This window comes from Jatrophihabitans sp. (assembly GCA_036389035.1).
In the GTDB taxonomy this organism is placed as follows: Bacteria; Actinomycetota; Actinomycetes; order Mycobacteriales; family Jatrophihabitantaceae; genus Jatrophihabitans_A.
Map to the genome: position 1 here is coordinate 1 of DASVQQ010000002.1, position 26,982 is coordinate 26,982.

Sequence of the window (26,982 nt, forward strand, 5' to 3'; positions counted from 1 at the left end):
GCTGGCCGCGCTACCGGCGACCGGCGGGGGGTTGGGCGCGAAGCTGAGCGCCGCCCGGACGGCTCTGCTGGCCGGTGTGCGGGTCAGGATCGGCTCGGGACTGCGGCCGGCGCCGGCGTCCGCGGCGCTGGCCGGTCACGGAACCGAGGTCGTCCTGGAGCCGGCCGGTTGACCGGCTTGCCGGGCGCGGTAGGCGCGCACCTTCGCGATCGACCCGCAGGCACGACCGCGCGGGCCGACCGCGGTCATGCCGCACCAGCGCTTGGTGGCGCTGCGGGTGTGGTCATAGAACACCCAGCCACAGTCCGGGCAGGCCTTCAGCCGCTGCCACTGGCCGGAGTCCAGCGCGTCGAGCACCGCGGCCAGCACGGTGTCGCGAGCCGGCCGGCGGCCCGGTCCGCCGAGGACCACCTGGGGCCCGTCCGGACCTGCCCGAACCGAGACGGTGAGCGGGTGCCGGCGTAGCTGGGCCTGCAGCCATCGCAGGTCCCGGGTGTCCGGTCGGCCGTTGCCGACCATGCGGCGGATGCCGTCGCGCACCTCGGTCAGCGACCGCAGGGCGGCCCGGTCGGGCGGCCTGCCGAGCAGCGGCAACCGCGCCCGCCACGATCTCCGATCGCGCCACAGCCCGGGCAGCTGGTCCACCGGCAGCCGGGTGCCGTTCGGGATCAGCCAGGTGTTGAGCAGGGCGCGCACCGTCTCAAGCTGAGCGGGCGCGCTCTCGTGCTCGGCCTGGGCCATGATTCAGGTTATCCCAATTGCCGAATTGCACCAGCTGTTACCGTCATCGCCGTGAAGACGGTTAACGCGGCGCTCGCCCGGAACGAGGTGTGGTGGCGGTGGACCGCGGCGGTCGGTTGCGCGCGGCTGCCCCCCGCCATGGCGCCGCTGGCGTCGGTCTTCGCGGGGCGGGAGGTATCGGGCTCCTACGCCTTCGGCGCGCTGCTGGCCGGCACGTACGCGTTGTGCGAATCGCTCGGGGCGCCCTGGCGTGGCCGCGCGCTGGACCGCTGCCCGCCGGCGGTTCGCGGCGTCCGGATGCGCAGGGCGCTGCTGGTGTCCGGGGCAAGCCTGGCCGGCATAGCGGCCGCGGTCTGGACGCACCAGCACCCGTGGGTGCTGGTGCTGCTCACCGCGCTGGCGGCGATCAGCACCTCTGGCGTCCCGGGCGGCTACCGGGCGCTGCTCACCGAGCTGGTGGAACCGTCGCAGATGCTGCCGGCGCTCAGCTGGGACGCGACCCTGCTCGAAGTCGAGTGGTTGATCGGGCCGGTCCTGGTGACTGCCGCGCTGGCCAGCGGCCAGCCCGCCGTGGCGTACCTGGTGATGGCGTGCTGGGCGTTGAGCGGCGCGCTGCTGACCGCGATAGTGCCGACCGGCGGCGTCCGGCCCGAAAAACCGCCAGCCGGACTGGCGCCGCTCGGCGGGGAGGTTCCGGCAGCGAGGCCTTCGACGGCAGCGGTGTCAGCCAGGAGGGCGGTGGAGCCGACGAAGCCGGTCCTGAAACCCGAACACGGCGCCTGGCGCCATCCCGCCGGCTGGCCGTCCTACCTCACTTCCGGCGCGCTCGGCACGGCCGAAGGCGGCTTCATCACCGCTCTTCCGGCCTTGCTGCTCGCGCTGCAGGCCAGCGCGGCCTCGGCCGGCTTGTTCGCCGCCCTGCTGGCGCTGGCCAGCATGATCGGCGGCGTCGGGCTGTCCCTGCTGCAGGCCCGGCTGGGCGCCGAGCCCGGCCCGCTCGCCGACTGGGCGCTGCTGCTGATGTGCGCCTTGCTGCTGCCGGCTGTGCTGGCTCCGTCGGTGTACTGGCTGGTGTTGCCGGTGCTGGCCGGCGGGCTGTTCATCGCGCCCGTGAACGCGCTGCGCAGCAAGGCGCTGGAGCAGGCGCTGCCGGTGTCGTTGCGGGGCGAGGGATTCTCGATCCAGTACGGCGCCAACGGCATCGGGACCGCGCTGGGCTCAGGGCTGATAGCGGCGCTGGTGATGCACAGCATCGACCTGGCGCTGGTGGTGGTGCTGGTGATCCCGGCGCTGATCAGCGCCGGTTCCCTGCTGATCGGGGCGCGCGCCCGGACAGCCGCCCGCTGAACTCACCGTGTTTCTCAAACCCTCACCGTGTTTCTGAAACTCACGGGGTCGAGGTGGGCGAGGCTGCCGACTCTGCCGGGGTGGCCGAAGTTTCCGCCGACGTTTCCGCCGACGAGGGCGACTCGGACGGCGACGCCGACTCCGAAGCCGAGGGCGACTCCGAAGCCGATCCTGATCCGGACGGGCTCGCCGAGTTCTCGACCGGGGCTGTGCTCGCGCCGCCCGACGCTTCGGCCCCCGAGCCGGCGGTGCCCGAGCCGCTGGAGCCGGGGGTGGACAGCGACGGGCTCGGCGACCTGCCGGCGCTGCCGCTGGGCAGCGTCCCGGCCCCTGGCGCGTACCGGGTGACGACCTCGAGCAACCGCCTCTGGTACCCGATCAGCCGGGCGTGGATCTCGGCGTAGGACAGGCCCCGCAACTGCCCGGCGAAGGCCTGGATCTCACGCCAGAGCGCCTCGATGTCGGCGGTCTCGGCCGCGCTGGGCACCGCGGGCATGCTCAGCACCAGCTGCACGGCCAGGGCCTGGGTGACGCACCTCAGGCACTGGTAGGTGACCGCCGCCGAGATGTTCTGGGGCACCACGACCTGGGCGTTGCCGAGGATCAGCAGCACCTGAAAGCTGATCGCGGTGGCCTTGCAGGCGGTGCAGCTGGCGAAGGCGTAGGCCTCGTTCTTGTTCAGCACCGTGTTCTGATCGGCCCACACCAGGGCGAACGCCACGTCATAGACCACCGTGCCGTCGCGGGTGTTCACCGCCAGCGCCTGGTTGTCACCCTCTCCGGGGGCCGGCGGCCGGTTGAACGGAAAGACCCAGGTGGGCGCGGGCTTGCCGTCCGCGGTGTCCGTCCGCGGCACCAGCACCAGCGACAGGGCCGGCTTCTCGGCGCTGGGAAGCGGGCCGGCGTCAGCGGGCCAGATCGTCACCGCCGAACCCTGCCGGCCCTCCGCCACGCCGGCCAGCCCGGTGTGCGAGGCCACCGGCAGCACCTGGCCGAGGGTGCCGCGCTCGTAGGACTGGATCGGGCGGTAGTTGCCCCGAGGCCACCAGACGAACACCAGCGCCAGCAGCACCGCGACCGCGAGCAGCCCCGCCAGGGCTCGGCGGCCCGGGCGTCCCGCGGTCGCCTGCCAGACCTTGCCGGTCAGTTGCCGGACCACCCGGACGAGCAGGTAGCCGATTCCCAGGATGGGCAGCCCCACGGCCACCACGGCCAGCGCCTTGAGCAGCCCGCCGGCCACGTCGAAGGCGCCGAACCGGTCCAGCATGGCGCTGAACTGCCGGTCGAAGCTCACCGCCGCGGTGGCGAGGATGCGGGGCAGGCTGAGCAGCGTGATCAGGACCACCAGGGCCAGCAGCGGGACGACCAGCAACACCCACAGCGTCACCACGGCCCTGGCCCAGGGCTTGAGGACCTTGGACTCCTCGTTGCCCCAGCGGCTGGGCAACAGCCCGAGCAGCGTCGGCTTGATCCGTTGGAACAGGTCCGGCACGCCGGTGATGTCGGCCAGCAGGTGGTAGCCGTCGAAGCGCACCAGCGGCAGCAGCTGCCGGATCATCTGCACCAGTTGGGTGCCGATCACCAGCAGCAGGGCATCCCAGCCGGTCAGGGCCCACAGCCCGAACATCGCCACCGACAGCAACGCGTTGAAGTACAGCCCGCCGAGGTCGGTGCGGATCCGGCCGCCGCGACCGAGCCGGTAGCTGTCGGTGACGTCGGTGTAGAACGCCGGCCACACCAGGTACAGCCCGGCGCCCATCGCGCCCGGGGTCGCGCCGCCGTAGCGAGCTGCCGCGGCGTGCCCGAACTCGTGAAAGCCGGCCGAGGCCACCGTGATCGCGAAGACGGTCAGCAGCAGGCCGGGCCTTTCGAAGGCCTGGTGCGCGGCCAGCGCCAGGCCCCGGTCCAGCAGCAGCCACTTGCACACCAGGACGAAGGCCACCAGCACCGCGAGGACCACCAGCGGGTTGAACAGCCATCCGAACGGCGCGGTGATCCGGCGGGTCACAGACGGGTCGGAGACCACCCACCGAAACCGCAGGCCCAGCAGCGGGTTGGACCTGCGCACCTCCGGTTCCGATCCGTCGGCCCGGCACACCACCCCGAGCGGGCGCAGCTTGGCATCGACCAGCATCCGGGCATCGGCCGCCGTGATCGAGCGGCCCGAGCCGGCGCTGACGTGGGCGGCGATCTCGTCGTAGCCGCGTTGCCCGTCAACCGCTTCCAGGGTCCGGTACAGCAGGTTCGTCAGCTGCAGCATCTGCCCATCGGCGCGGCGTACCAGCGAGGGCGCCTCGCGATAGCCCGAACCCGGCGTCTGCCCGATCAGCTGCAGCCCGGACGCCGGGACCGGCACCTCGATCGAGCCGTCGGACGCCACGGACCCACCGTCGGCCGGCTGACCGGCCGGAGCTTCGGGGCCTCCGCCGGCGGCTCCGCTCACTACGCTCACCCGGTTACCGCGCTCAGCCAGTTACTGCGCTCAGCCGGCGTCAGGACTGCTGGTCGATCGTGGAGTCCTGGTTTGCGTCGGCGGTGGCGTCGCCGGTGATGTCCTGATCGATCACGGCCGACTGTTGCGAGACCGCGACCGCGCTCGAGTCGATCGAACCGATATTGGCCGACACGGCGGCGTTGATCGGCGCCGCGGCATTGACGTTGGCCGCGATCGCGCCGTTGATCGGCGCGGCGATATCGAGGTCGCCGTTGAGGTCGACGTTGACGTTGAGCAGGTCGCCGTCCAGCGCGCCGGAGGGCGTGGGAACCGGAGTCGGGATCGCGGTGTCGGCCGGCTCGGCGCCCTGGTCGATGCTGCTGGTCTGGTCGGAGGCCGCGGCGGCGTCACCGGTGATGCCCTGGTGGATCTCAGCGGCCTGCACCGCCTGGGCGCCGGCCTCGGAACCCACTGACAGCACGTTGGCGCCCACCGACGCGTTGATCGGCGCGGCGATGTTGGCATTGGCCGCCACCGCGAGGTCGATCGGCGCCGCGACGTCCAGTGCCAGATCGAGGTTGGCGTTGAGGTCCAGCAGCGACATGACCTCCTTGTCGGGCAGCGCGGTGGCGCCCTCGGCAGCCAGTTCGTCCTGGGACATGGGGGTCAGTTCGGCCGCCATCATCAGCTCCTCTGCGCGGTCAGCGCGTCGTTTCGCCATTACTTACCTCGGGTTAACGACGCCTGCGCCGAACCGTTACGACCGACGCTCAGCGCAGGCTCTCGAAGTAGGCGGCCGACACCCGCTTGGGAACCGCCAGGGACCAGGCGTCGGGCACCAGCTCGGACAGCTCGTCGAGCTCGATCTCGGTCAGCCGCACCCGCGCCCAGTTGTAACGCAGGTCGGACGGGATCGGCAGCTCGAATTTCGCGGGCTCGGCGGCCACCAGCGCGGCGCGCTCCTCCTTGGGAAAGGCGAAGCCCATCGACAGCTCGTCGGGGGCGACCGACAGGTAGACGATCCGGCCGACCTTGAACTTGATCCGGTCCCGGATCAGCGCCTCGTAGGTGCCCGGCAGCGGCAACGCCAGCCGGCGGACATCCTCCAGCGTGACCATCGGCTCAGGCTAGGCCGGCGGCTGTTCGGCGACCGAGACGCCGCCCGGCGGCAGTTCGGCCGACGGTTGCCCGGACGGCCGCTGCCCTGGTGCCTGCTGGGAAGACGCCTGTTGCCCGGACGCCTGCTGGGCAGAGGCCAGCTGCTCCGACGCCGGTGGCGGGTCAGCGGCGGGCTTGACCGGGGTGCGGATCGCGGCCATTCCCAACGGGGCCGCGACCAGGCCGCCCAGGCCCAGCACCCACCAGACCTGGTGCCCGAGCTGGGTGAACAGCGCGCCGCCGATCATCGGCCCGATCGCCGATCCCATCGCGAACATGAACTGGAAGCTGCCGATGTAGCGGCCCCTCAGGTGCGCGGGGCCGGCCATCGCCGGGTAGGCGAACACCGTCGGCGCGCCGATCACCTCGGCGGTCGTCCAGATCAGGGTGCCGATGATGATGACCGCCGGCCCCAGGGGCAACCCGTAACAGGCGACCCCGACCCCGACCAGTGTGAACGCCAGGCCGATCGTCAGCTTCAGCGGCCATTTCTGCGACAACTTGGTGAGCGGCAACTCGAAGGCGATCACCATGACGCCGTTCAGGGCGACCGCGAAGGTGTACCAGAAGATCGGGACGCCTTCGGCCTGGACGTCCAGCGGCAGCGTGGACAGGTACTGGGTGTAGACGGCGGCGTTGATCAGCGTGGCGAACAGGTACAGCACGTAGCGCCGGTCCCGCAGGACGTCGGTATAACCGCCGGTCGGCTCGGACGCGTCGGCCCCGGCCGCCCGGATGGTCCGGCGGGGCAAGGTCGCCATCGCCAGGCCGGCGTAGATCAGCGCGATCAGCGCCTCGCCCCAGAACAGCAGGGTGAAGCTCTCGTCATCGAGGTGGTAGAGCGCGAACCCGAGCAGCGGGGCGACGGTCGTGCCGACGTTCAGCCCGAACCGGTACATCGCGAAGATCATCACCTGCCGGCTCTCGGGTGTCAGCTCGGAGAGCAGCGTCGCCGAGGCCGGCCGGAAGATCTGGCTGACCAGGCCCACCAACCCGACCGCGATCAGCAGCACCAGGTAGTCGTGCAGGTACAGCAGCGAGGCGATCAGCACTGCCGAGCTGGACATGCTGAGCACGGTGGCGTTGCGGGCGCCCAGCCGGTCGGCGAGCATCCCGCCGATCAGCACGCCGAGCACACCACCGATGCCATAGGCGCCCAACCCCAGCGCGGCCTGGGAGGCGGAGTACCCCTCGGCGATCAGGTAGAGCACCAGGAAGATGTTGAGAAAGCCACCCACCCGGTTGACGAACACGCCGCCGAAGATCGCCTTGACCGCGACCGGTGACTCGTTGAAGGTGGCCCAGATCCCGGCGGTGCCGGCCTGCTCCGACGTCTTTGTCGACATGCCACTCACTTCTCTTCCGGATCCCGGCACCCTGGGTGTGGCGGTTCTCCCCCGCCGCGAGCCAAGGCGTATTAAAGCGGATCCGCCAGCTATGGCGACTTTCAGCCTGGCTGAGAGCGTTTGCGGTGAGGTAGGCGCCCAGGTGGCCTAGGTCCAGTAGAGGATCCGCGCCTGCGGCAACCGGCGGGCCAGCTCGGTGTCGAACCACTGGCGCATCTCGGTCATCACCTCGCGCGGGTAGACGTACTTCACGCCGCCGAACTTCGACCGCTTCTCGCTGCGCTGCTCGGGGTCCATCTCCAGCCGGGTACGGGGGTACCACCGCAGCAGGACGTCCCGGCTCGCGGGGGTGAAGCGGTGGGTGATCAGCTCGACGCTCAGGTCGAGCCCGGCGACGCCTTCGACGGCGGCCGCGGCGGCGTCGAGCAGCTCACCGTAGGCCTGCCGCCAGCCGGGGACGGCCATGATCGGCGCGATGGTCAGCCCCACCCGGTAGCCGGCCTCAGCCATCGCGCGCAACGCAGCCAGCCGGGCCGGCAACCGGGTGGTGCCGCCCTCGAAGCGATCGGCCACCTCGGCGGCGTTGACCGAGAACCGGGCGCGGGTGCGCCGCCCGTGCGGCAGGTCGACCAGTGCGGCCACGTCATCGAACTTGGTGGTGAACCGCAGCTGCACCCCGTCGCCGAACTCGCCCCGCCCGACCCTGCCGATCGCGGCGGCCAGCGACCCGGTGACCGCCTCGATGCCCAGCGGGTCGGTGTAGCAGGACAGCTCGAACGTGGTGCCCTCGTGGCCGCGCTCGACGGTCCCGTTGGTGACGTTGCCACGCCCGGCGTGCGTGCCGATGCCGGCCAGCACCTCGTCGAGGTTGGCATAGACCCGGGTGATCGGCGGGCCGCCGAGCGATCCGGCCAGGTAGCAGTACTGGCAGTGCGCGGGGCAGCCCCGCGCCAGGTCGATCCGCCAGTCGGCGGACGGCGGGATCGGCTGGGGCTTCAACGCGCTCGGCGGCGCCACCACCACCGCGAGGCTGGACTTGGCCAGCGCGTAGGTCTGGCGCTCGGACTCGCCGCGCAACCCGGTGAGCCGGTCGCCGGGCAGCAGCTGGATATCGGTCACGCCGGCCGCCTCGCAGCGCCGGATGATCTCGCCGGTGTGCTCGAGGTCGGCGGCCGACCGGGTGATCAGCACCCGCTTCGGCGTCCAGATCCGGCTTGCGGCAGTGCTGGGTTCAAGGGTCTCGGTCATCTCTGGCATAACAACGTGGGCACCGGAGACGTTCCGGCCGCCGCGACACCGCATGAGCCGGAAAAACGGGCTATCCGTGGCGTTGCCCCCCCGGCAGGTACCTCGCTTCGATGGTGCCCCCTTGTCGTATCCTTCGCGCAGATGGGCGTCTTGACAGCCGTCCAGGGAGCACACAGCCAGGTGACTCTCAGGGAGCGTGACCATGACCGACGACAGCGACCGCTCGAGCCACCGGGGAGAACCCTCCGACGAGGACACCGGAACCAGCGCCGGCCAGGATCGGCTGGCCGAACACCTGAGCGCGCTGGCCAGGACGCTGGAGATGCAGCCGGACCTGCAGACGACCCTGGACGCGGTGGTGCGGGCCGCGGTCGGCACCGTGCCCGGCGTGATGGAGGCGAGCATCTCCGAGATCCAGCGCCGCCGGGATGTCAAGACCCTGGCGGCGACCGGTGAGCTGCCCCGGGCCGTGGACCACGCCCAGTACGACCTCGCCGAAGGCCCGTGCCTGGACTCGCTGTACCAGCAGCGGACGGTCCGGCTGGCCGACCTGAACGCCGAACAGCGCTGGCCCCAGTTCGTGGCCAGGGCTCGCCAGCTGGGCGTCGGCAGCATGCTCGCGGTGCAGCTGTTCGTCGAGGGCGAGAACCTGGGGGCGCTGAACCTGATCAGCCGCGAGGTCAACGCCTTCGACGACGAGTCCGAGCATGTGGCGCTGCTGTTCGCCAGCCACGCCGCGGTCGCCATGTCGGGCGAACGCGCTCGCGATCACCTGCATTCGGCGGTGTCGACCCGAGAGGTGATCGGCCAGGCCCAGGGCATTCTGATGGAACGGTTCAAGATCACCGGCGAGATGGCGTTCCACATGCTGATGCTGGCCAGCCAGGACAGCAACCGCAAGCTGCGTGACATCGCCGAGGAGCTGGTGTCGACCGGTCACCTGCCCGCGGCCTGACCGAGTCGCGGGCTCGCCGCGGCCCAGCGGCTAGGATGGAGCTGGCCAGCTCGCCTTTCGTCAGCAGGGGACGGGTCGGCGCCCCATTGTCGGAGTCGTCATGGCCCAGGTGCCAGGTCCGCACTATCAAGATGCCGCCGCGACCGCCGAGCGCGCCCGACTGATGCGCGAGGACGCCCGATCCGTGCGCGAGCGCAACCAGCAGTTGCTCCGGGCGAACGAGGAGATGCGGGTCCGGTTGCGCTCCCGCCGGCAGGCCCCGGCACCGCAGGTCGGACCCGACCGCTGAGCCGTGCTTGCAATCGGCACCACACCTGCACCGAACGCACCAGGCTTCAACATCAGCTACACTTTCGCCAGGTTTGGATAAGAGCCTCGCGGTCTGACTTCAGTCGCTTGAGGCTGGCCGCAATCCCTCCGATCACTTCGGAGCAATGCCATGACCATGACGTCACCGCACTCGCGCTTTTCCACGGCGCGCGTCACTTCTATAATGTCCTCCTCCACCACCGGCCGGTCAGCTACCGGAGCGCTGACGCCCAGCACCAGCTCGGACTCGGGCACCTTGATCATCGGTGTCGCCGCCCGGCTGGTGCGTTCGGCTGATCCGGAGACCGTGTTTGGCTCGCTGGCCGCCGCCTACGCCGGGCACACCGGCACCGAGTGCACGGTCGAACTGCTCAGCGGCAGCGTGGTGCGCCTGATCCAGGCCTCCGCGGCGCAGACCGCGGAGCCGGCCGTCAGCGAGCAACCGACGCTGTCCCCGGCCGCCCGGCAACTGCTGGCCGGCGACGGCACGCCGTTGTCGGGCCCGGACTGGTTCGCGCTGCCCATCGGCGCCTCAGCCAGCCAGGACACCAGCGCCGACATCCCGGTCGGCGCGTTCCACTGCCGGTTCACCAATCGCCGGGCCGAGCACGATCAGCTGGAGCCGGCCCGGTTCCTGCTCACACTCGCCACCGAGCTGCTGCAGGCCGAGCGCCGGTCGGCCAGGGCGGAGAACCAGGCGGTCAACCTGGAGGTCGCGCTGAACAGCAGCCGTGACATCGGCACCGCGATCGGCATCCTCATGAACGCCCACCTGGTGACCCAGGAGCAGGCATTCGGCATGTTGCGGACCGCGAGCCAGCACGGCCACCGCAAGTTGCGCGAGATCGCCAACGAGGTGATCTTCACCGGCTCGATCCCAGCACCCCCGGTGGGCCGTGCCGGAGCGCTCGCTCAGCCGCGCACGGTGGTGTCCCAGTAGCCGACCGGATGGGCCTGGCCCCGTTCGAGGAAGTGCTCGTTCAGGGCCTGGGCCAGCACGTCGTACTGGTACCGGTCGGCAGTCAGCAGGCCGAAGACGTAAGCCTCGGTCTCCAGGCTGCCGGCCGTGCCCCCGACCGCGACCTGGCGCAGCCAGAGTTCGTTGACCGACATGCCTGACAGGTCCATGCCGTCCCGCAGGCTCAGGTCGGGCCCCGCCGCGCCCGTTGTCATCATTCCTCCGAACCGTGCGATCGAAAATCGTGATGGCCCACCCTCGATAGTGCCCTGCCTGCGCCGCGAGCGCTTGGCGGGATGCGGTCAATGCCAGAACCTGCCATCGCTGAGCCACTGCGAAGTGACTGTCGGGGCGACGCCCGGGAGGGCGGGCGCACGCCGACTTCATGGGCGTTTCGCCCTCCCACCCCCGGTGTCGGTAGGGTCATCTCCTGGAGATGACCGGTGGCCAACAACGTGGGGAGGTGCCAGTGAGCGGGCCTGATGCTCTGATCGCCGGGCGCTACCGGTTGGTGAACCGCATTGCCAGCGGGGGTATGGGAATCGTCTGGCAGGCCTGGGACGAGTTGTTGCAGCGTCCGGTGGCGCTCAAGCAGTTGCGCCCGCAGCCCGGCCTCAGCGACGCCGAGGCCGAGCTGACCAGCCAGCGGGCGATGCGCGAGGCCCGGATCACCGCCCGGTTGCACCATCAGCACGCCGTGCCGGTGTACGACGTCGTCGAGTACGACGGCCTGCCCTGCCTGATCATGCAATACCTGCCCTCGACCAGCCTGCAGACCATCGTCAACGACCGGGGCCCGGTGCCGCCGACCGAGGCCGCCCGGATCGGGGCCGAGGTCGCCTCAGCGCTGGCCGCCGCGCACGCCGTCGGCATCGTGCACCGCGATGTCAAGCCGGGCAACGTCCTGATCACCGAGGACGGCAGCGCCAAGATCACCGACTTCGGCATCTCGCACGCCCTCGGCGACACCACCCTGACCTCTACCGGCATGGTCACCGGCACGCCCGCCTACCTGGCCCCCGAGGTCGCCCGGGGGGCGGAGTCCGGCTTCGCCTCCGACGTCTTCTCCCTCGGCGCCACCCTGTACGCCGCCACCGAGGGCACCCCGCCGTTCGGAACCGACCAGAACCCGATGGCGGTGCTGCACAAGGTCGCCTCCGGGCAGGTGAACCCGCCGCAACGCAGCGGTCACCTGACGTCCCTGCTGCTGCGGATGCTGGCCGCCGAGCCGGCGAACCGGCCGCCGATGATCGACGTCGCGAACACCCTGAAGGCGCTGCACCACGACAGTGCGGCGCCCACCGCGGTGGCGACCCTGCCGCTCAGCTCCCCGCCCCCGATCACGCCGCCGCCACTGAAGCCGCAGGAGCGGGCGGCGGTCAGACCCGGCCCGGCAGCGCCGGCCGCGGTGGCGCCGATCGGGGCCGGGTTGGCAGCAGCCGGCGCGTCGGCCGGCCCCACCCAGCGCATTGAGTCGGGTTCGTCGGCCGGCGGGACCACCGCGCTGCCGACCGGTCCGGTCGGACCTGGCGGACCTGGCGGCCGAGGGCCCATCTTCCCGCCGCGTGACGACGATTCCGAGCCCGAGCGCCGCGGTTCGACCGGCATGCTGATCTTCTTCGCGGTGGCCGCGCTGCTGATCGGGGCCATCATCGCCGGGCTGGTGCTGCTCAACGACGGCGACGGCGACAACACCGCCACCCCGCCGGGCACCACGCGGGCCACCACCAGCCAGCCGGCCACCACGCCGCGGGCCTCCAGCACGCCGCCGCGGACCACGGCGGCAACCTCGTCCCGGCCGGCGACCTCGTCCGCGCCGGCCAGCACGACGGCGACCACGCCGCCGCCATCTCCCTCGCCGACGCCGACACCCTCCCCGAGCGCTACGCAGGTCGGCGGGACGCCGACCTCGGCCCAGCTGGCCCAGGCGATCCGGGACTACTACGGACTGCTGCCGCAGAACACCGACGCGGCCTGGCGGCGCCTGACCCAGTCGTTCCAGAACGGCCGGGCCGGCGGGCGGGAGTCCTATGAGAACTACTGGGACGGGATGCGACGCGTCTCGGTGAGCAACGTCGTCGGCATCCCGCCGAACACCGTCCAGGCGACCGTCAACTACGTGTTCAGCAACGGCACCGAGGCGTCGGAGCGCACCACGTTCGGCATGGTGTCCGAAGAGGGCGTCCTCAAGATCAACTCCCAGAGCTGAGCGGCACATCAGCGAGTGAGCCGAGTGCGAGCATTGCCGGCCGAGCACGGCAGCCTCGACGGCCGTCCGGTGCGGATGCTGGTCGCCGGCGTCCGGACCGACCTGCCTGAGGTGGTGTTGCTGCCAGGGCTGGGCGCGCCGGGCTACCTGGTTCCCTGGGTGCGGCAGATCGCGACCTGGACCCGGGCTACGGTGCTCGACCTGCCCGGCTGGCGCTGGGGCCAGGCCCGGACCTGCCCCGCGACGGTGGCCGATATCGGGACGGCGGCGGCTCACTGGCTGGTGGAGCAGGACCGGCGGGACGTGGTGCTGCTCGGCCACTCCACCGGCGCGCAGGCCGCGGTGCGCACGGCGTCCCTGGTCGGCGACCGGCTGGCCGGGGTGGTGCTCGCCGGCCCGACGTTCGACCCGGCGGCCCGCACCGTGCCGAGGCTGCTTCGCCGGGCGGCGCCCACCTTGGCCCGCGAGCGGCTGGCCGAGCTACCGGCCGTCCTGCCGTCCTACCTGCACAGCGGCGGGCTCAACCTGCTCAGATTTCTGCTGGACGCACTGCGCGACCGTCCTGAGGACCGGGTCGGGCAGCTGCCGGTGCCGGTGCTGGTAGTGACCGGCGAACACGATGGCTTCGCGCCCCCGGCATGGGCGCACCACCTGGCCACCATGGCGGCCGGGCGGTGCGCCATCCTGCCGGGGGCGCACAACGCCTGCTTTCCTCATCCCGTCCAGGCTGACGCCGCGCTGCGCGAGGCCGTGCTGGCCTGGACGGGCCCAGCCGCCCAAGGCGGCTGGGCGCGCACCACTACTTGACGACCGCGTCCAAGGTCTTCTTCATCGCCTTGGGCTGAGCCGGGCTGCGCGGAGCCTTCTCGCGCATCTGCAGCATCCGCTCACCGAGTTCGGCCAGCTGCTTGCGATTCATTCCCTTGCGCACCTCGGGGAACCACTCCTGCTCTTCTTCTTCGATGTGGTGCAGCACGTTCTCTATCAGCACCGTGGTCTTGGCATCGAAGCGCTCGTGGTCAGCGTTCATCGTGCTCAGTTCCATGACCAGCACGTCGGCGACGTGGTGCTCCTCGTAGGACTCCAGGACGTCGTCCTCGAGGTCGGGCAGCTGCCGGCGCACCTCTGGATAGATCAGCTCATTCTCCAGGTAGGTGTGCACGGTGAGGAGCTCGATCATCTTCCTGACGAGTTCACCCTTCTTCTGGGTGTTCTCGCCTGCCTGCTGGAACTGCTTGAAGACAGCCTTGAGTTCCTTGTGGTCAGCCTTCAACAGCACGATTGCATCGCTGGACATGGAGTTCTCTCTGGTCAGGTCGCGGGGCGACTGGCGGGTTCGGACGAGCGGGTCAGCTCAGCTCAGCTGCGGCTGTCCTTGATGGTGTCCTTGGCATCGACTGCCTGGCCCTGGACATCCTGCGCCGAAGCTTGGCCCTCTTCCTTGACCGTCTGGGCGGCGTCGGCAGCGGTCTCCTTGACCGACTCCACTGCCTCCTGCGCGGGCTGCTTGAGGTTGTCCGCGACCTCCTTGACCGCGTCGGTCACCACCGGGGCGGCGGTCTCCTTCACGGTGTCCTTGGCCTGGGTGGCGGCCTGCTTCTCGCGCTCGCTGACCGGCATCAGCGAACCGACCAGCCAGCCGAGGCCGACCGCGACCAGGCCGGCGGCCAACGGGTTGCCCGCTGCCCGGTTCTTGACGGTGGTGGGGGCGCCGGTCACGGCGCTGCCCATGTCGGATGCCTTGTCGGCCACCGTGCCGGTCATGTTGGAAGCCTTGTCCGAGGCGCTGGAGCCGAGGTCGGCAGCGGAGCCCATCACCCGCTCCTTGACACCCACTACGCCGGCGCGGGCCTTGTCGACCTGCCGCTTGGCCACATTGCTGGGAGTGACAGTGTCGGTAAGGGTGTTGACGTCGTTGGACAAGTTCGCCCGGGTCTGCTCGATCTCGGCGCGAATCTGGTCTGGATCGTTGCTCATCGTCATCGGGTCTCCTCGTTTCCTGCGACAGCGCTGGGAATCTTCTTGACGGTGTCCGCGGTCCGCGGGGCACCGTTGACCTTCTTCATCTCCTTGCGGCCCATCGAGTACAGGACGGCGCCGATGATCGCCCAGATGGCGGCGACGATCAGGGCCGACCAGCCGCGGCCGGTCTCGTTGCCGATCCCCCACCAGAGGCAGATCGAGATGAACAGCAGAACAAAGTGGCCCGCGACACCGGCGCCGGCCAGCATGCCGCCGCCCTTGCCGGCCTGCTTGCCCGACTGGGTGAGCTCGGCTTTGGCCAGTGCGACCTCTTGCCGCATCAGGGTGCTGAGGTCGGAGCTGATGTCAGACAGCAGCTCGCCGATCGAGCGATCGGTGGAGCCAGTGCCGGTATTGGCACTAGTGCTCGTGCTGGCGTGGGCGCCGCCGCCTTCGTAGGAAGTGCTCACCGGATGCCGCCAGTGGTGCCGCCGGCGCCGGGGGTGCCGCCGACACCGGGGGTGCCGCCGGTGGTCGGGAAGCCGGTCGGGCCGTCCTCGCTGGAGGCGTAGGGCCGGACCACCTCGATCTCCTCAACCGTTCCGAGCACTACCGTGCCGCTGGTCTCGGCGCCGGTGCCGTACTGCGCGCCCGTGCCGTACTGCGCGCCCGTGCCGTACTGCACACCGGTGCCGTACTGAGTGGGCGTTCCGTACTCGTTGTAGCTGCCGGCCTGTTGGGCTTGGGCCTGGTCACTGGCCACTTCCTTCAGGCCGCGGGTCATCCGGCCGGCCACCAGGCCCGCGCCGGCTGCCAGCAGCAGGAACATGCCGGGACGCCGCCGGGCGAAGGTCTGGACCTCTTGCAGCAGGTCGGCCGGCTCACGCTGCTCAAGCCAGGACGCGAGGTCCTGGACGCGCTGGGCGCCCTGCTTGGCCAGGTCGGCGGCGGGTCCGGAGGCCTGCTCACCGGGCTGGGTCATCTTGCGCAGCTCATCGCTCAGGCCGCGCATGCCCTGGGCCAGCCGCTGCTGCTGGGTGGAGGCCTGCTGACGTGCCTCGGAGCCTGCCTGCGCGAGCAGGTCCTTGGCCTGACGGCCGGCTTCGGCGCCGACGTTGGCGGCCTGCTCCTTGGCCACGCCGGCCACGTGCTGGCCGGCTTCCTTCGCGCCCTGAGCTACCTCAGCCGCCTGGCCCTTGGCCACGTCGGTGGTTCCGCCCTGGGTGCCGGACTCGGTGGCGCCGGTGGTCGCGGGAGTCGAGTAGCCGACCACGGGCGGCGTGGTGCCGGCGACCGGAACAGTGTGCGGGTCGTTGGCCAACGGTGTAGAGGTGTAAGGGGGGGTGTATTCCTCGGTCATGATGAACTCCTCGAGTTCGACAGAGCGAGCGCTGTTTTCTCAGCGCGACGTGCGGCGGAGACGATCCGCCAGCGATCATAGAGACCGCTATCAGACAGCGGACATCGGTCGAGCTTCACGGTGGCCGCTTGCAAGGGGCCAGGTCGCGACGAACGATCAGCAGGCTTGATCCCTGTCCTGGTGGACGGAATCTCCAACACCTAGATTCGCTCATCTTCGTAGCCTGCGGTCTGTACCCAGCTCATAGAAGGCGGTGTTACACAGTAGACGCCCAGCTGAGCATCGAAGGGCTCCTGATTGAGCCGCGCGCAGGCCAAAGGCACTCCACTGGCCATGATTGTACTGGGCGCGCGCTGACCGGCGCAACGCAAGATCAATACTGCCTGTCGGCAGGATCACGACGTGCACCACGAACGCCGCTTGCGATTGCAATCCCTCAACCATAGGAATAGGGTCGAATTCTGGCTCGGCAAGTAGCCGGCGGACGACGTCCCCCGTGAATGCTGCCATCCGGACTTCGCCGCGAACAGTGCCTCAACCCTATGGGGGCAAAGTGACCAGCTCTAACCGCGGTACCGCCGTGGACCGTTCAGACATTCAGAAGGCCGCACTCGCGGTCGGCGCTGTCTTTCTTCTGGTAGGAATCCTGGGATTCGTCCCGGGTATCACCACCGACTACGACCAGATGAGCTTCGCCGGCCACGAGTCGATGGCCATGCTGCTCGGCGTCTTCCAGGTGTCGGTGCTGCACAACATCGTCCACCTGCTGTTCGGGGTCGCCGGCATCGTGGCGGCACGTGCGGCGCGCTCGTCCTACCTGTACCTGGTCGGCGGCGGTGTGATCTATCTCGTGCTGTGGCTCTACGGCCTGATCGTCGACAAGGACTCCGACGGCAACTTCGTGCCGGTCAACAACGCCGACAACTGGCTGCACCTGCTGCTCGGCCTGGGCATGATCGCTCTCGGCGTGCTGCTCAGCCGCCGGACCGCGACCACCACGACCGGTCGTGGCCGCGGCCTGTAGCACCAAGGCGTTATCCAGCAAGGTTTTCTCTGCACGGTTGTATGGCGTGACGGCTGACGATCAGCTGCTCTCAGCAGCTGATCGTCACCCCGGCACCGCCGGCTCGTTACCTCCAGCAGGTCATCCCACCTGCTGGAGGTAGTCGTGCGCCGCGTCGTGCCCTGGGTTCTCACCGCTGCCGCGGTCCTCGCGATCAGCTCGACCGTGGGGGTGCCCACCCGGGCCGCCGGCGCCGCTGAGCCCGGATACCGCACCCAGTCACTGCACTTCGCGGTGACGGTGGGCCCGGCCGGTGACCAGCGGCAGTGCGACATCGTCGGCGATCTCTACACCCCGGCCGGCGTCTCGGCGCAGCAGCCGGCGCCGGCCATTCTCACCACCAACGGCTTCGGCGGCTCGGCCGCCAGCCAGACCCCGTTCGCGCAGCGCTACGCCGCCCGGGGCTACGTGGTGCTGTCCTACTCGGGCCTGGGCTTCGGCGGCTCCGGGTGCAAGATCACCCTGGATGACCCGGACTATGACGGTCTCGCGGCCAGCCAGCTGGTGAGCTTTCTCGGCGGCGCGCCGGGCATCGCCTTCACCGACGCCGAGCACACCGACCCGTTGCCCGCGCTGGACTACGTGCTGCGCGACCCGGTGGACCACCGCGGCGTCGCCCAGCGCCACGATCCCCGGATGGGCATGTGGGGCGGCTCCTACGGCGGCCAGGTCCAGTTCGCCGTCGCCTCGCTCGACGCCCGGGTCGACGTGCTCAACCCGCAGATCACCTGGCACGACCTGAGCTACTCGCTCGGGCCCAACAACGCCGCGCCCGGCGGGGTGACCGGCGCCGGCGGCACGGCCGGCGTCACGAAGCTGACCTGGCCCACCACCTTCTCCGCGATCGGCGTCTTCAACGGCGTCCAGTACGCCCAGCAGGACCCGCAACGCCTGGTCGGCTGCCCCAACTTCGCCGACTTCGTCTGCCCGGCATTGGTCAGCGCCGGCGCCACCGGCTACCTGCGACCGGAGGACATCGCCAAGCTGCGGCACGCCTCGGTGGCCAGCTATCTGCCCCGGATCACCATTCCGGTGCTGCTGATCCAGGGCGAGCTGGACACCCTGTTCAACCTCAACGAGTCGATCGCCACCTATCAGGCGTTGCGCCGCCAGCACACGCCGGTGGCGCTGCTGTGGCGCTACAACGGCCATTCCGGCGGCACCCCGTCGGCGGCCGGGGCCGCGTACGAGGAACGCCGGGTCCAGGACTGGTTCGACCACTACCTCAAGGACGCCGACGTCAGCACCGGCCCGGGCTTCGCCTACTACCAGGACTGGTCGGGCACGGTCGCGACCGCGCCCAGCTACCCGGTCGGCAAGCCGCAGCGGCTCTACCTCTCCGGCGATGACCTGGTCAGCGGCGGGATCCGGCCGGGCTCGCAGTCCTTCAGCACCCCGCCGGCCGGGGCGCCCAGCACCCTGGGCAACCTCGACGTGGTGGGCTCGCAGGTCGAGATGCCGCTGGACAACCCGGATGTGAACCTGCCCGGCACCTTCGCGTCCTGGACCGGCGCGCCGCTCACCGCGCCGGTCACCGTGGTGGGCACGCCCACCCTGGACGTCAAGGTGTCGGCCCCGACCGCCGCGCTCAGCCAGGCCAGCGGTCCCGGCGGCCAGCTGGTGCTGTTCGCCAAGCTCTACGACGTCGACACCGACGGCACCGCCCGGCTGATCAACGGGCTGGTCGCCCCGGTCCGGATCTCGGATGTGACCAGGAGCGTGCGCATCACGCTGCCGGGCATCGCGCACCGGTTCGCCACCGGCCACCGGATCGCGCTGTACCTGGCCGGCGGTGACACCAACTACCGCGGCGGCCTGGCCGCCACCCCGGTCACCGTCAGCACCGGCTCTTCCGGCCAGGTGCTGACGCTGCCGGTGCGCTGAGCGGCCCTGTAAGGGCTGAGCGGCCCGGTAAGGCACGCCGGACCTTGCCTTAAGGCGACGGCGTGGCGGTCCAGTCCGGGCGCCGGCCGAGCAGCGCGACGATCCGGTCCAGGGTCGCCATGCCGTCCTGCGTCGGGTGGACGGGCGCGAACGCCTGCCCTTCGCCCCGGGAGCCCGGATCGTCCGGCACCTGCCTCGCGACCGACAGCGCCACCTCCAGCACCTGCTGGTCGAACTCGACGGGCACCCCGATCGACCTGGCCAGGTCCCAGGCGTGCGCCACCTCGTCGACCAGGTGGAACCCGATCGCCGCGGTGGCCGGAAAGGCGGCCCCGTCCCGGATCTCGGGCAGGTGGAACCTCCGGTCCAGCACGCCGTCCTCGGCGAACGCCTCGGTGACGAGGGCGGCAGCCTGCTGGTAGCGCGCGAGCGGGTCCGCCGTCACCGGGCGGGGCGCGAACGCCTCGACGCCGGTGGGTCGACCCGAGGCAGCCAGGGCAAACCCGTGGTACTGCCCGATGATGTGGGCGAGCAGGTCCCGTACCTGCCAGCCCGCGCACGGCGTCGGAGCATCCAGCTGCTCCGGCGTGATGAGCGCGACGATCCCCGCGGTGACGTCCATGGCACGCCGGTCGAGCTCGCGGATGTTCATCGCGCGTCCTGCCGCTGCTTGCCCAGCTCCTCGAGCAGCCGCAGCCAGACCTCGCTGAGGGTCGGGTAGGACGGCACCACGTGCCGCAGCACTGGCACCGGGATCCGGGCCACCACGGCCATGGTCGCAGAGTGGGTCAGCTCGGCCACGCCGGTGCCGACGAAGGTCGCCCCGACCACCACATCGCGCTGGGAGTCGATCACCAGCTTGGCCCGCCCGTAGTAGTTCTCGCGCAGCACGTAGCTGCCGGCCAGCGCCGCCAGGTCGTACTCGACCGCCTCGACGTCCAGGCCCTGATCGCGGGCCTGCTGCTCGGTCAGGCCCACTGAGCCGATCTCGGGATCGGTGAAGGTCACCTGCGGCACCTGGTTGTGATCGGCCACATCGGTGTGCCGGCCGAACCGGTCGCTGTCCAGCGGCCGGCCGGCGGCCCGGGCGGCGATCACCTCGCCGGCGATCCTGGCCTGGTACTTGCCCATGTGGGTCAGCAGCGCCCGGCCGCACAGGTCCCCGATCGCGTACAGCCAGTCGCCCTCGACACCTTCGACGTTGAGGTGGTCATCGACCGGCAGGTAGCCACCGGCCTTCAGGCCCACCGTCTCCAGCCCGATGTCCTCGCTGTTGGGCTGGCGGCCGGCCGCCACCAGGATCTCGTCGGCGCTGACCTGCTCGCCGGTGTCCAGGGTGACGGTCACCTCGCCGCCGTGCCGGTGCCCCACCGGGGCGTCGTTGACCTCGGCCCGCTGCGCCGAGGTGACCTTGGTGCCCGTCCGGACGGTGATGCCGGCCTCGGCGAACCGGCTCCGGATCATCTCGCCGGCGAACGGCTCGTTCCTGACCAGCAGCCCCGGAGCGCCCTCGATCACGGTGATCTCCTCGACGCCCAGGGCGTGCAGCCAGGTCACCGACTCGCACGCCACCACGCCACCGCCGACCACCACCATCCGGCGGGGCGCCTCGTGCATGTTGGTCACGTCGCGCGAGGTCCAGGGCCGGGCTTCGGCCAGGCCCGGCACCGGCGGGATCGCCGGGACGCTGCCGGTGTCGAGCACCACCGCGTGCCGGGCCGTCAGCACCCGCTCGGCGCCGTCCGGGCCGGTCACCGTCACCTCGCGCACCCCGGACAGCCGGCCGTAACCGCGCACCACGTCGATGCCGACGCCGAGTGCCCACTCGACCTGGGAGCTGTCATCGAGGTGGTTGACCACCTCGTCCCGGCGGGCCAGCACCGCCTGGGCATCGAGCGGGCGGTCACCGAGCAGCGCCTTGACACCGGGCAGGTCCCGTCCGATCGAGAGCACCTCCACCGGACGCAGCAGCGCCTTGCTGGGCATGCAGGCCCAGTAGGAGCACTCACCGCCGAGCAGGTCGGCCTCGACGATCACGGCCTCCAGGCCGGAGAACTGCGTCGCGTACTGCGCGGCGTTCTCACCGGCGGCCCCGCCGCCGATCACGATGACGTCCCACTCCGAACGATCCGGATCGACTGCCGCGCTCATCCGACCTGCCTCCCTGGCGCACCGATGTCCCCGTCCGCGAGACCTGTTGTCGAGGGTATTGGCTGGGTTGTCCCGGCGGTACGGCAGCCAGGGGGCCCACCCGGTCGAACTAGCATCGAATGACCACGGGGAAAGGCGGCACGGCTGTGTCCGGAAGCGAGATCCAGCGCGACATCCAGATCAGCACCGAGATGAGCGGCGCCGAGATGAGCGGCACCCGGAGCCCGGAGCCGAGCAGCACCGAGCCGAACAGCGCCGAGCCGAACAGCACGGAGCCGGGCAGCGTCCAGGCCGATCCGGCGGCGCTGCGCGAGCGGCTGACCGCGATCGCCCGCAGCCTGACACTGGAGCAGCAGGTACGGCTGCTGACCGGCGCGGACATGTGGAGCACCCACGCCGAGCCGGCCGCCGGGCTGCGGTCGATGGTGCTCTCCGACGGGCCGTCCGGGGTGCGCGGTGCGATCTGGGATGAGCGGGACCCCTCGCTCAACCTGCCGTCGGCGGCCGCGCTCAGCGCGTCCTGGGACCCGGAGTTGGCTCATCGCTACGGGGTGATCGTCGCCGGCGAGGCGATTCGCAAGGGCGTCGACGTAGTGCTCGGGCCCACCATCAACCTGCACCGCAGCCCGCTCGGCGGCCGGCACTTCGAGGCGTACTCGGAGGATCCGCTGCTCACCGGCGAGATCGGCGCCGCCTTCGTCCGGGGGGTGCAGTCGGCCGGCATCGCGGCCTGCCCCAAGCACTACATCGCCAACGACTTCGAGACCGAGCGGTTCACCGCCAGCGTGGAGGTCAGCGACCAGGCGCTGCGCGAGGTGTACCTGGCGCCGTTCGAGCGGGCGGTGCGGGACGGCGCCTGGACGGTGATGTCGTCCTACAACGCCGTCCGCGGGGTCACCATGTCCGAGAACGACCTGCTGCGCAGCCCGCTGTGCGAGGAGTGGGGCTTCGACGGGGTGGTCGTCTCGGACTGGACCGCCGTCCGGTCGGTGGCCGCCGCCCGGGCCCGGCAGGACCTGGCGATGCCGGGGCCGGGCGGGCCGTGGGGCGATGCGCTGGTGGCCGCCGTCCGGGCCGGCGAGGTGCCGGCGGCGGCGATCGAGGACAAGGTCTGCCGGCTGCTGCTACTGGCCGCCCGGGTCGGCGCGCTGGGCGCTGAACCGCCGCCGCGGACCCGGCCGGTCATCGACGCCGGCTTCGCCCGGGAGGTCGAGGCCCGGGGCATCGTGCTGGTGCGCAACGCCGAGGGGCTGCTGCCGTTGCGGGCGCCGGCCAGCATCGCGGTCAGCGGCCAGAACGCCGAGCTGCCCCGAACCCAGGGCGGCGGCAGCGCGACGGTGGTGCCCGGTGAGACCGTCTCGCCGCTGACCGGGCTGCGCCAGGCGCTGCCCGCCACCGTCGTCAGCTACCACCTCGGCGCCGTGGTGCAAGAAGGCCTCGCGGAGCTGCCGCTGGACTGCCTGACCGATCCCGAGACCGGCTCGGCCGGGCTGCGGGTGCGCTTTCGCGACCCGGCGGGCGACCTGGTGCTCGACGAGGTCCGGTTCTGCAGCGCGCTGGTCTGGCTGGGCAACGCGCCGGTCGGTGACCTGGCCACCCTGGAGATCCTCACCGACTACCGGCCCACCGTGACCGGGCCGGTCGAGCTGGGCTTCGCGGTGATCGGCCCCACGGTGCTCTCGATCGACGGCGTCAACGTGCTGGGCGCCGACAACAGCGTCGCCGGCCACGACCCGGCCACCGCGGTGCTCTCGCCGCCGGCCAGCACCACCGTCGTCGAACTGGAGGCCGGCCGCAGTTACCGGCTGAGGCTGGAGCACTCGCTGGCCGACACCGTGCGCCAGCCCGGCGCCCTCGGCATCACCCTCGGCTCGCGGCCGGTCATCAGCTCCGAGGACGCGCTGATCGCCGAAGCCGCCGAGGCGGCTCGCGAGGCCGAGGTCGCGGTGGTGGTGGTGGGCACCAACTCCCAGGTCGAGTCCGAGGGCTTCGACCGCGACACGCTGGCGCTGCCCGGCCGGCAGGACGACCTGGTGCGGGCGGTGGCGGCGGCGAATCCGCGGACCGTGGTGGTGGTCAACTCCGGCTCGCCGGTCACCATGCCGTGGCGCTCGCAGGTGCGGGCGGTGTTGCTGACCTGGTTCGGCGGCCAGGAGTACGGCCGGGCACTGGCCGACGTCCTGACCGGAGCCGTCGAGCCGGGCGGCCGGCTGCCGACCAGCTGGCCGGGCGAGCAGGCCGAGGTGCCGGTGCTCGACGTGACACCGGTCCAGGGCGTGCTGCGCTATGACGAGGGAATCCACCTCGGCTACCGGGCCTGGCTGCGCGCGGGCGTCCAGCCTGCCTACCCGTTCGGGTTCGGGCTGGGCTACACCAGCTTCGAGTACGAGTCGATGTCGGTGGCGCCGGGCCCGGACGGCACGGCCGAGGTGAGCATCCGGTTGAGCAACACCGGGGCCCGCACCGGCCGCGAGGTGGCGCAGGTGTACCTGTCCCGGCCCGACTCCGTCCAGGACCGCCCGGTGCGCTGGCTGGCCGGCTTCGCCGGTGTCACGGTGCCGGCCGGTGAGAGCGCGACGGTCGTGATCGCGCTGCCCCGGCGCGCCTTCGAGCACTGGCAGGACGGCTGGGCGCTGGAGCCCGGCAGCTTCACCGTCCAGGCGGGGCCGAACGTGGCTGACCTGCCGCTGCGGGCTGAGCTGACGCCGCGGCCTGACCAGCCGCCGCGGGCTGATCAGCCGCCGCGGCCTGACCAGCCGCGGTGAGGTCCTTGCCCAGGTGGATGGCCAGTTCCCGGTCGGCGTAGTACCCGAACCGCGGCACCGGCTGGTAGCCGCAGGACAGGTACAGCGCGACCGCCTCGGGCTGGCGGCTGCCGGTCTCCAGCAGCAACCAGCGGACGCCGGCCTCGCGCGCGGTGTCCTCCAGGTAGGCCAGCACCGTCCGGGCGTAGCCGCGCCCGCGCGCCGCGGTGCTCACGTACATCCGCTTGACCTCGGCCACCGGCGCCGCCCAGGCCGTCTGCGGATGCTCATCGTCGTGCCTGCGCCAGCCGCCCATCGCGACCGGCTCGGCGCCGAGGTAGCCGACCGCGAACAGGCCCTGGGGCGGTTGGAATTCCATCGGGTCGACCGGCGAGGAGTCCGGGCCGCCATAACGCTGGACGTACTCGGCCTGCACCTCGGCGATCAACCGCCGGGCATCGGGATGGTCATAACCCACATCGTGGACGGACAGGCGGATGGCAGGAGAGCTCATCCCTGCATTATCGAATGCCGCCCGCCGACGGCGCGGGCCGGTGAGGTCCGCCCGGCCAGCAGGTCCGAGGCGGCCTGGACGTCCAGCGGCCGGGACAGCAGGTATCCCTGCGCCCGGCTGCAGCCCAGCGCCCGGACCTGCTGCAGTTGGCGCTCGTCCTCGATGCCCTCGATGGTGGTCTCCAGCGACAGCGCCTCGGCGACCTGGAGCACCGCGCGCAGCAGCGCCGCCCCCCGGAGCTCGCCGGTCAGCCGGTCCACGAAGGACTTGTCGACCTTGACCATGTCCAGCGGAAAGTTCACCAGCTGGCCGAGGGAGGAGTAGCCGACCCCGAAGTCGTCCAGGGCGAGCGCGACACCGAGGCTCTTGAGCTGGTTCAGCACCGTCACCACGTCCACCATGGGGGTGGCCAGGCTGCTCTCGGTGATCTCCAGCACCAGGGCTGAGGCGGGCAGCCCCGCCACCCACAGGGCCCGCTGCACCTCAGAGATCAGGCTCGGGTCCGACAGCTGGCGGGGTGAGACATTGACGCTGACGGTCAGCTCGCGATGGGCCGGAATGCTGCGCCGCCACTGGGCCAGCTGGTTGCAGGCCTGGCGCAGCACCACCGAGCCGAGCCGGTCGATCAGCCGGGACTCCTCGGCCAGCGCGACGAACTCCTCCGGCGAGATCACCCCGCGCTCCGGGTGCTGCCAGCGCACCAGCGCCTCCATCGAGACGATCTGGAAGCTGCGCAGGTCCAGCACCGGCTGGTAGTGCACGATCAGCTCGTCGTGCTCGATGGCGTGCTCGAGGTCGGCCTTGAGGGCCAGCCGGGCCATCGCCTCGACGTGCATCGCCGGGGCGTAGCAATGGCAGCGGCCGCCGCCGTCGCGCTTGGCCGTGTACATCGCCAGGTCGGCGTTGCGCAGCAGGTCTCCGGCGTCCTCGTCCGCCGAGGGCAGCGCGATGCCGATGCTGGCCCGGATAGTCAGCGTCTGGCCCTCCACCACCAGCGGCGCCGACAGCGCGGCCAGCACCCGCTCAGCCGAGTAGACGGCGTCATCGGCGCCGCTGAGCTGGCGCAGCAGCACCACGAACTCGTCACCGCCGAGCCGCGCGGCGACGTCGCCTTCGGCCACGCAGGTCTGCAGCCGTTCGGCGACCGCGATCAGCAGCGCGTCACCGGCGACATGGCCGAGGCTGTCGTTGACCGTCTTGAAGTCGTCCAGGTCCAGCAGCAGGACGGCCATGCTGTCCTCCCGGCGCCGGCTGGAGGCCAGCGCCGCGGTGACCTGCTGGATGAAGTAGGTCCGGTTGGCCAGCGGGGTCAGCGGATCGGTGAACGCCTGGACCCGCAGCTCCTGCTCGAGCTGACGGTGCAGGGTCATGTCCCGGAAGCTCCAGACCCGCCCGACCGAGACGCCCTCGATCCGCTGCGGCTGGGAGTAGCGCTCGAAGAACCGCCCGTCCAGAAACTCGATCTCGTCGTGGCTGCACTCGGCCGGGGTCGCCATCAGCCGGTCGGCCTGCCTGGTGAACTCAGCCGGATCGACCAGCTGGTCCAGCACCGAGGCCCGCAGCTGCGCGTCCTGCCCGGAGGCCAGCACAGCCGGCTCGATCCGCCACATGTCGAGGAACTTCTGGTTGTGGCCCAGGATCCGGCCGCCCGCGTCGATCACCAGGATCCCGTCGGCGGTGGCGTCCAGCGTCGCCTCCAGCAGCGACATGGACAGCGTCACCCGGGCGTGCTCGGCGGCCCGCAGCACGGCCACCGACGCCAGGCTGGCCGCCCAGCCGGCCAGGTCGCCGTCCAGGTCGTGGGCCACCGCCAGATCCGGGTAATGCAGGCTCACCCGTCCCAGCGGGTCGCCGTTGGGAGCGGCGAATTCGGCCTGGTGGCTGGCCGGTCCGAACCGGTTCAGGTCCGCGGCGCCGAGCTCACCGCCGGAGCAGCTGAGGATCGAACGTCCCAACCCGGCGCCGGCCCGGACCTCGATGACGCAGCGCGCGGTGCCGCTGACCATCTCGGTGGCGGTGGCCAGCTCGATCAGGGTGGCCTCCAGCTCATCACCGCGGGCCACCCGCTCGACGATGTCGGCGTGCTCGGCGAGCAGCAACTCGGTGCGCTTTCGGGCCGTGATGTCATAGAGCAGTCCGTGCTGAATCGCGCCCTGCTCGACCTCGTCCAGCAACGCGTCATCGAGTACCCAGATAACCTGGCCGTCGCGGCGGATCATTCGATATTCGACCTGGCAGCGACCATTGCCGTCCAGCATCGCTTCTGAGCGCAACACCCAGTCGCGGTCATCGGGATGCAGTTGTCGGGCCCACAGGCCGGGATCAGAAATCAGGTCTTCGGCGGCGAAACCGAGAATTTCCTGAATCTGCGGACTGGCATATATCCATTGCCCGTCCGCGCCGGACTCGGCGGCATAAATAGCCGCCGGCAGCCGGTCGACCAATCCGGCCAGTAGCAACTCACGCAGCTGAGCGCCACCGGTCTTGGGCCCTCCGGGCTCTGGACCGGACGCCTGCATCGCATACATCGCCCTACCGCCATCTTGTCGTGGGGGTCCCCCCGGCCCCGGCCAAATCGACCACACAGCAAAATCACGAT

24 protein-coding genes are annotated in these 26,982 nt (G+C 70.9%); 9 read left to right on the forward strand and 15 right to left on the reverse strand.

Translation table 11 applies throughout. The features are described 5' to 3' along the window. Positions 1-135 precede the first annotated feature (135 nt). Positions 136-741 (reverse strand): CGNR zinc finger domain-containing protein, encoded by a 606-nt coding sequence (locus tag VF557_00790; protein HEX8078724.1) that lies wholly within the window; start codon positions 739-741, stop codon positions 136-138. 51 nt (positions 742-792) lie between these two features. Between VF557_00790 and VF557_00795 the strand changes: the two genes are divergently transcribed. Next, positions 793-2,088, forward strand: a complete 1,296-nt coding sequence (locus VF557_00795) for an MFS transporter (protein ID HEX8078725.1) — start codon at positions 793-795, stop codon at positions 2,086-2,088. A 40-nt stretch (positions 2,089-2,128) separates the two neighbouring features. Here VF557_00795 and VF557_00800 read toward each other — a convergent pair whose 3' ends face one another. The 5 genes from VF557_00800 to VF557_00820 all read right to left on the reverse strand — a co-directional run bounded on the left by VF557_00800 (position 2,129) and on the right by VF557_00820 (position 8,274). Beyond that, entirely contained in the window at positions 2,129-4,468 is a 2,340-nt protein-coding gene (locus VF557_00800; GenBank protein ID HEX8078726.1) for a hypothetical protein, read from the reverse strand. A 112-nt stretch (positions 4,469-4,580) separates the two neighbouring features. Next, the gene (locus VF557_00805) at positions 4,581-5,204 is read right to left on the reverse strand and encodes a hypothetical protein (protein HEX8078727.1); all 624 of its coding nucleotides are present in this window, start codon (positions 5,202-5,204) and stop codon (positions 4,581-4,583) included. Positions 5,205-5,292: 88 nt separating this feature from the next. After that, positions 5,293-5,640 (reverse strand): MmcQ/YjbR family DNA-binding protein, encoded by a 348-nt coding sequence (locus VF557_00810; protein HEX8078728.1) that lies wholly within the window; start codon positions 5,638-5,640, stop codon positions 5,293-5,295. A 9-nt stretch (positions 5,641-5,649) separates the two neighbouring features. Beyond that, positions 5,650-7,026: an MFS transporter gene (locus VF557_00815; GenBank protein ID HEX8078729.1), complete on the reverse strand. Its 1,377-nt coding sequence runs from the start codon at positions 7,024-7,026 to the stop codon at positions 5,650-5,652. Positions 7,027-7,173: 147 nt separating this feature from the next. Continuing rightward, positions 7,174-8,274 (reverse strand): hypothetical protein, encoded by a 1,101-nt coding sequence (locus VF557_00820; protein ID HEX8078730.1) that lies wholly within the window; start codon positions 8,272-8,274, stop codon positions 7,174-7,176. A gap of 202 nt (positions 8,275-8,476) precedes the next feature. Here VF557_00820 and VF557_00825 point away from each other — a divergent pair, with 202 nt between their 5' ends. The 3 genes from VF557_00825 to VF557_00835 all read left to right on the forward strand — a co-directional run bounded on the left by VF557_00825 (position 8,477) and on the right by VF557_00835 (position 10,478). Next, positions 8,477-9,229 (forward strand): GAF and ANTAR domain-containing protein, encoded by a 753-nt coding sequence (locus tag VF557_00825; GenBank protein ID HEX8078731.1) that lies wholly within the window; start codon positions 8,477-8,479, stop codon positions 9,227-9,229. Positions 9,230-9,329: 100 nt separating this feature from the next. Further along, positions 9,330-9,518, forward strand: a complete 189-nt coding sequence (locus VF557_00830; protein HEX8078732.1) for a hypothetical protein — start codon at positions 9,330-9,332, stop codon at positions 9,516-9,518. Positions 9,519-9,668: 150 nt separating this feature from the next. After that, positions 9,669-10,478 carry an ANTAR domain-containing protein gene (locus VF557_00835; protein ID HEX8078733.1) on the forward strand — a complete coding sequence of 270 codons (810 nt, stop codon included), beginning with the start codon at positions 9,669-9,671 and terminating at the stop codon, positions 10,476-10,478. On the opposite strand, the gene VF557_00840 is transcribed toward VF557_00835, so the two are convergent. Next, on the reverse strand, positions 10,451-10,711 hold the full coding sequence (locus VF557_00840; protein HEX8078734.1) for a hypothetical protein: 261 nt from the start codon (positions 10,709-10,711) through the stop codon (positions 10,451-10,453). The two genes, VF557_00835 and VF557_00840, sit on opposite strands and share 28 nt — an antisense overlap. 254 nt (positions 10,712-10,965) lie before the next feature. On the opposite strand from VF557_00840, the gene VF557_00845 reads away from it, so the two are divergent. Continuing rightward, positions 10,966-12,705 carry a serine/threonine-protein kinase gene (locus VF557_00845; GenBank protein ID HEX8078735.1) on the forward strand — a complete coding sequence of 580 codons (1,740 nt, stop codon included), beginning with the start codon at positions 10,966-10,968 and terminating at the stop codon, positions 12,703-12,705. A gap of 15 nt (positions 12,706-12,720) precedes the next feature. Next, positions 12,721-13,512 (forward strand): alpha/beta fold hydrolase, encoded by a 792-nt coding sequence (locus VF557_00850; GenBank protein ID HEX8078736.1) that lies wholly within the window; start codon positions 12,721-12,723, stop codon positions 13,510-13,512. Here the strand turns inward: VF557_00850 and VF557_00855 are convergent. The 4 genes from VF557_00855 to VF557_00870 form a co-directional block, all read right to left on the reverse strand. Beyond that, complete coding sequence (locus tag VF557_00855; GenBank protein ID HEX8078737.1) at positions 13,505-14,002, reverse strand: hemerythrin domain-containing protein; 498 nt, start codon at positions 14,000-14,002, stop codon at positions 13,505-13,507. The two genes, VF557_00850 and VF557_00855, sit on opposite strands and share 8 nt — an antisense overlap. Before the next feature lie 62 nt (positions 14,003-14,064). Continuing rightward, positions 14,065-14,682 (reverse strand): DUF3618 domain-containing protein, encoded by a 618-nt coding sequence (locus VF557_00860; protein ID HEX8078738.1) that lies wholly within the window; start codon positions 14,680-14,682, stop codon positions 14,065-14,067. Positions 14,683-14,684: 2 nt separating this feature from the next. Next, positions 14,685-15,137: a phage holin family protein gene (locus tag VF557_00865; GenBank protein ID HEX8078739.1), complete on the reverse strand. Its 453-nt coding sequence runs from the start codon at positions 15,135-15,137 to the stop codon at positions 14,685-14,687. Beyond that, positions 15,134-16,027: a hypothetical protein gene (locus VF557_00870; protein ID HEX8078740.1), complete on the reverse strand. Its 894-nt coding sequence runs from the start codon at positions 16,025-16,027 to the stop codon at positions 15,134-15,136. Before VF557_00870 ends, VF557_00865 begins: the two co-directional genes overlap by 4 nt. A 553-nt stretch (positions 16,028-16,580) precedes the next feature. On the opposite strand from VF557_00870, the gene VF557_00875 reads away from it, so the two are divergent. Next, positions 16,581-17,051, forward strand: a complete 471-nt coding sequence (locus VF557_00875; protein HEX8078741.1) for a DUF4383 domain-containing protein — start codon at positions 16,581-16,583, stop codon at positions 17,049-17,051. A 144-nt stretch (positions 17,052-17,195) separates the two neighbouring features. Then, positions 17,196-18,974: a CocE/NonD family hydrolase gene (locus VF557_00880; GenBank protein HEX8078742.1), complete on the forward strand. Its 1,779-nt coding sequence runs from the start codon at positions 17,196-17,198 to the stop codon at positions 18,972-18,974. Positions 18,975-19,023: 49 nt separating this feature from the next. Here the strand turns inward: VF557_00880 and VF557_00885 are convergent, their stop codons facing one another. Next, positions 19,024-19,626 (reverse strand): TIGR03086 family metal-binding protein, encoded by a 603-nt coding sequence (locus tag VF557_00885; GenBank protein ID HEX8078743.1) that lies wholly within the window; start codon positions 19,624-19,626, stop codon positions 19,024-19,026. Then, complete coding sequence (locus tag VF557_00890) at positions 19,623-21,125, reverse strand: NAD(P)/FAD-dependent oxidoreductase (protein ID HEX8078744.1); 1,503 nt, start codon at positions 21,123-21,125, stop codon at positions 19,623-19,625. The genes VF557_00885 and VF557_00890 overlap by 4 nt, the downstream gene beginning before the upstream one ends. A gap of 146 nt (positions 21,126-21,271) precedes the next feature. Between VF557_00890 and VF557_00895 the strand changes: the two genes are divergently transcribed. Continuing rightward, a complete protein-coding gene (locus tag VF557_00895) occupies positions 21,272-23,890 on the forward strand; it encodes a glycoside hydrolase family 3 C-terminal domain-containing protein (GenBank protein HEX8078745.1) in 2,619 nt (872 codons plus the stop codon). On the opposite strand, the gene VF557_00900 is transcribed toward VF557_00895, so the two are convergent. Both VF557_00900 and VF557_00905 read right to left on the reverse strand, forming a co-directional pair. Continuing rightward, positions 23,775-24,383, reverse strand: a complete 609-nt coding sequence (locus tag VF557_00900; protein HEX8078746.1) for a GNAT family N-acetyltransferase — start codon at positions 24,381-24,383, stop codon at positions 23,775-23,777. The two genes, VF557_00895 and VF557_00900, sit on opposite strands and share 116 nt — an antisense overlap. Beyond that, positions 24,380-26,911 carry an EAL domain-containing protein gene (locus tag VF557_00905; protein HEX8078747.1) on the reverse strand — a complete coding sequence of 844 codons (2,532 nt, stop codon included), beginning with the start codon at positions 26,909-26,911 and terminating at the stop codon, positions 24,380-24,382. Before VF557_00905 ends, VF557_00900 begins: the two co-directional genes overlap by 4 nt. Positions 26,912-26,982: the final 71 nt, after the last annotated feature.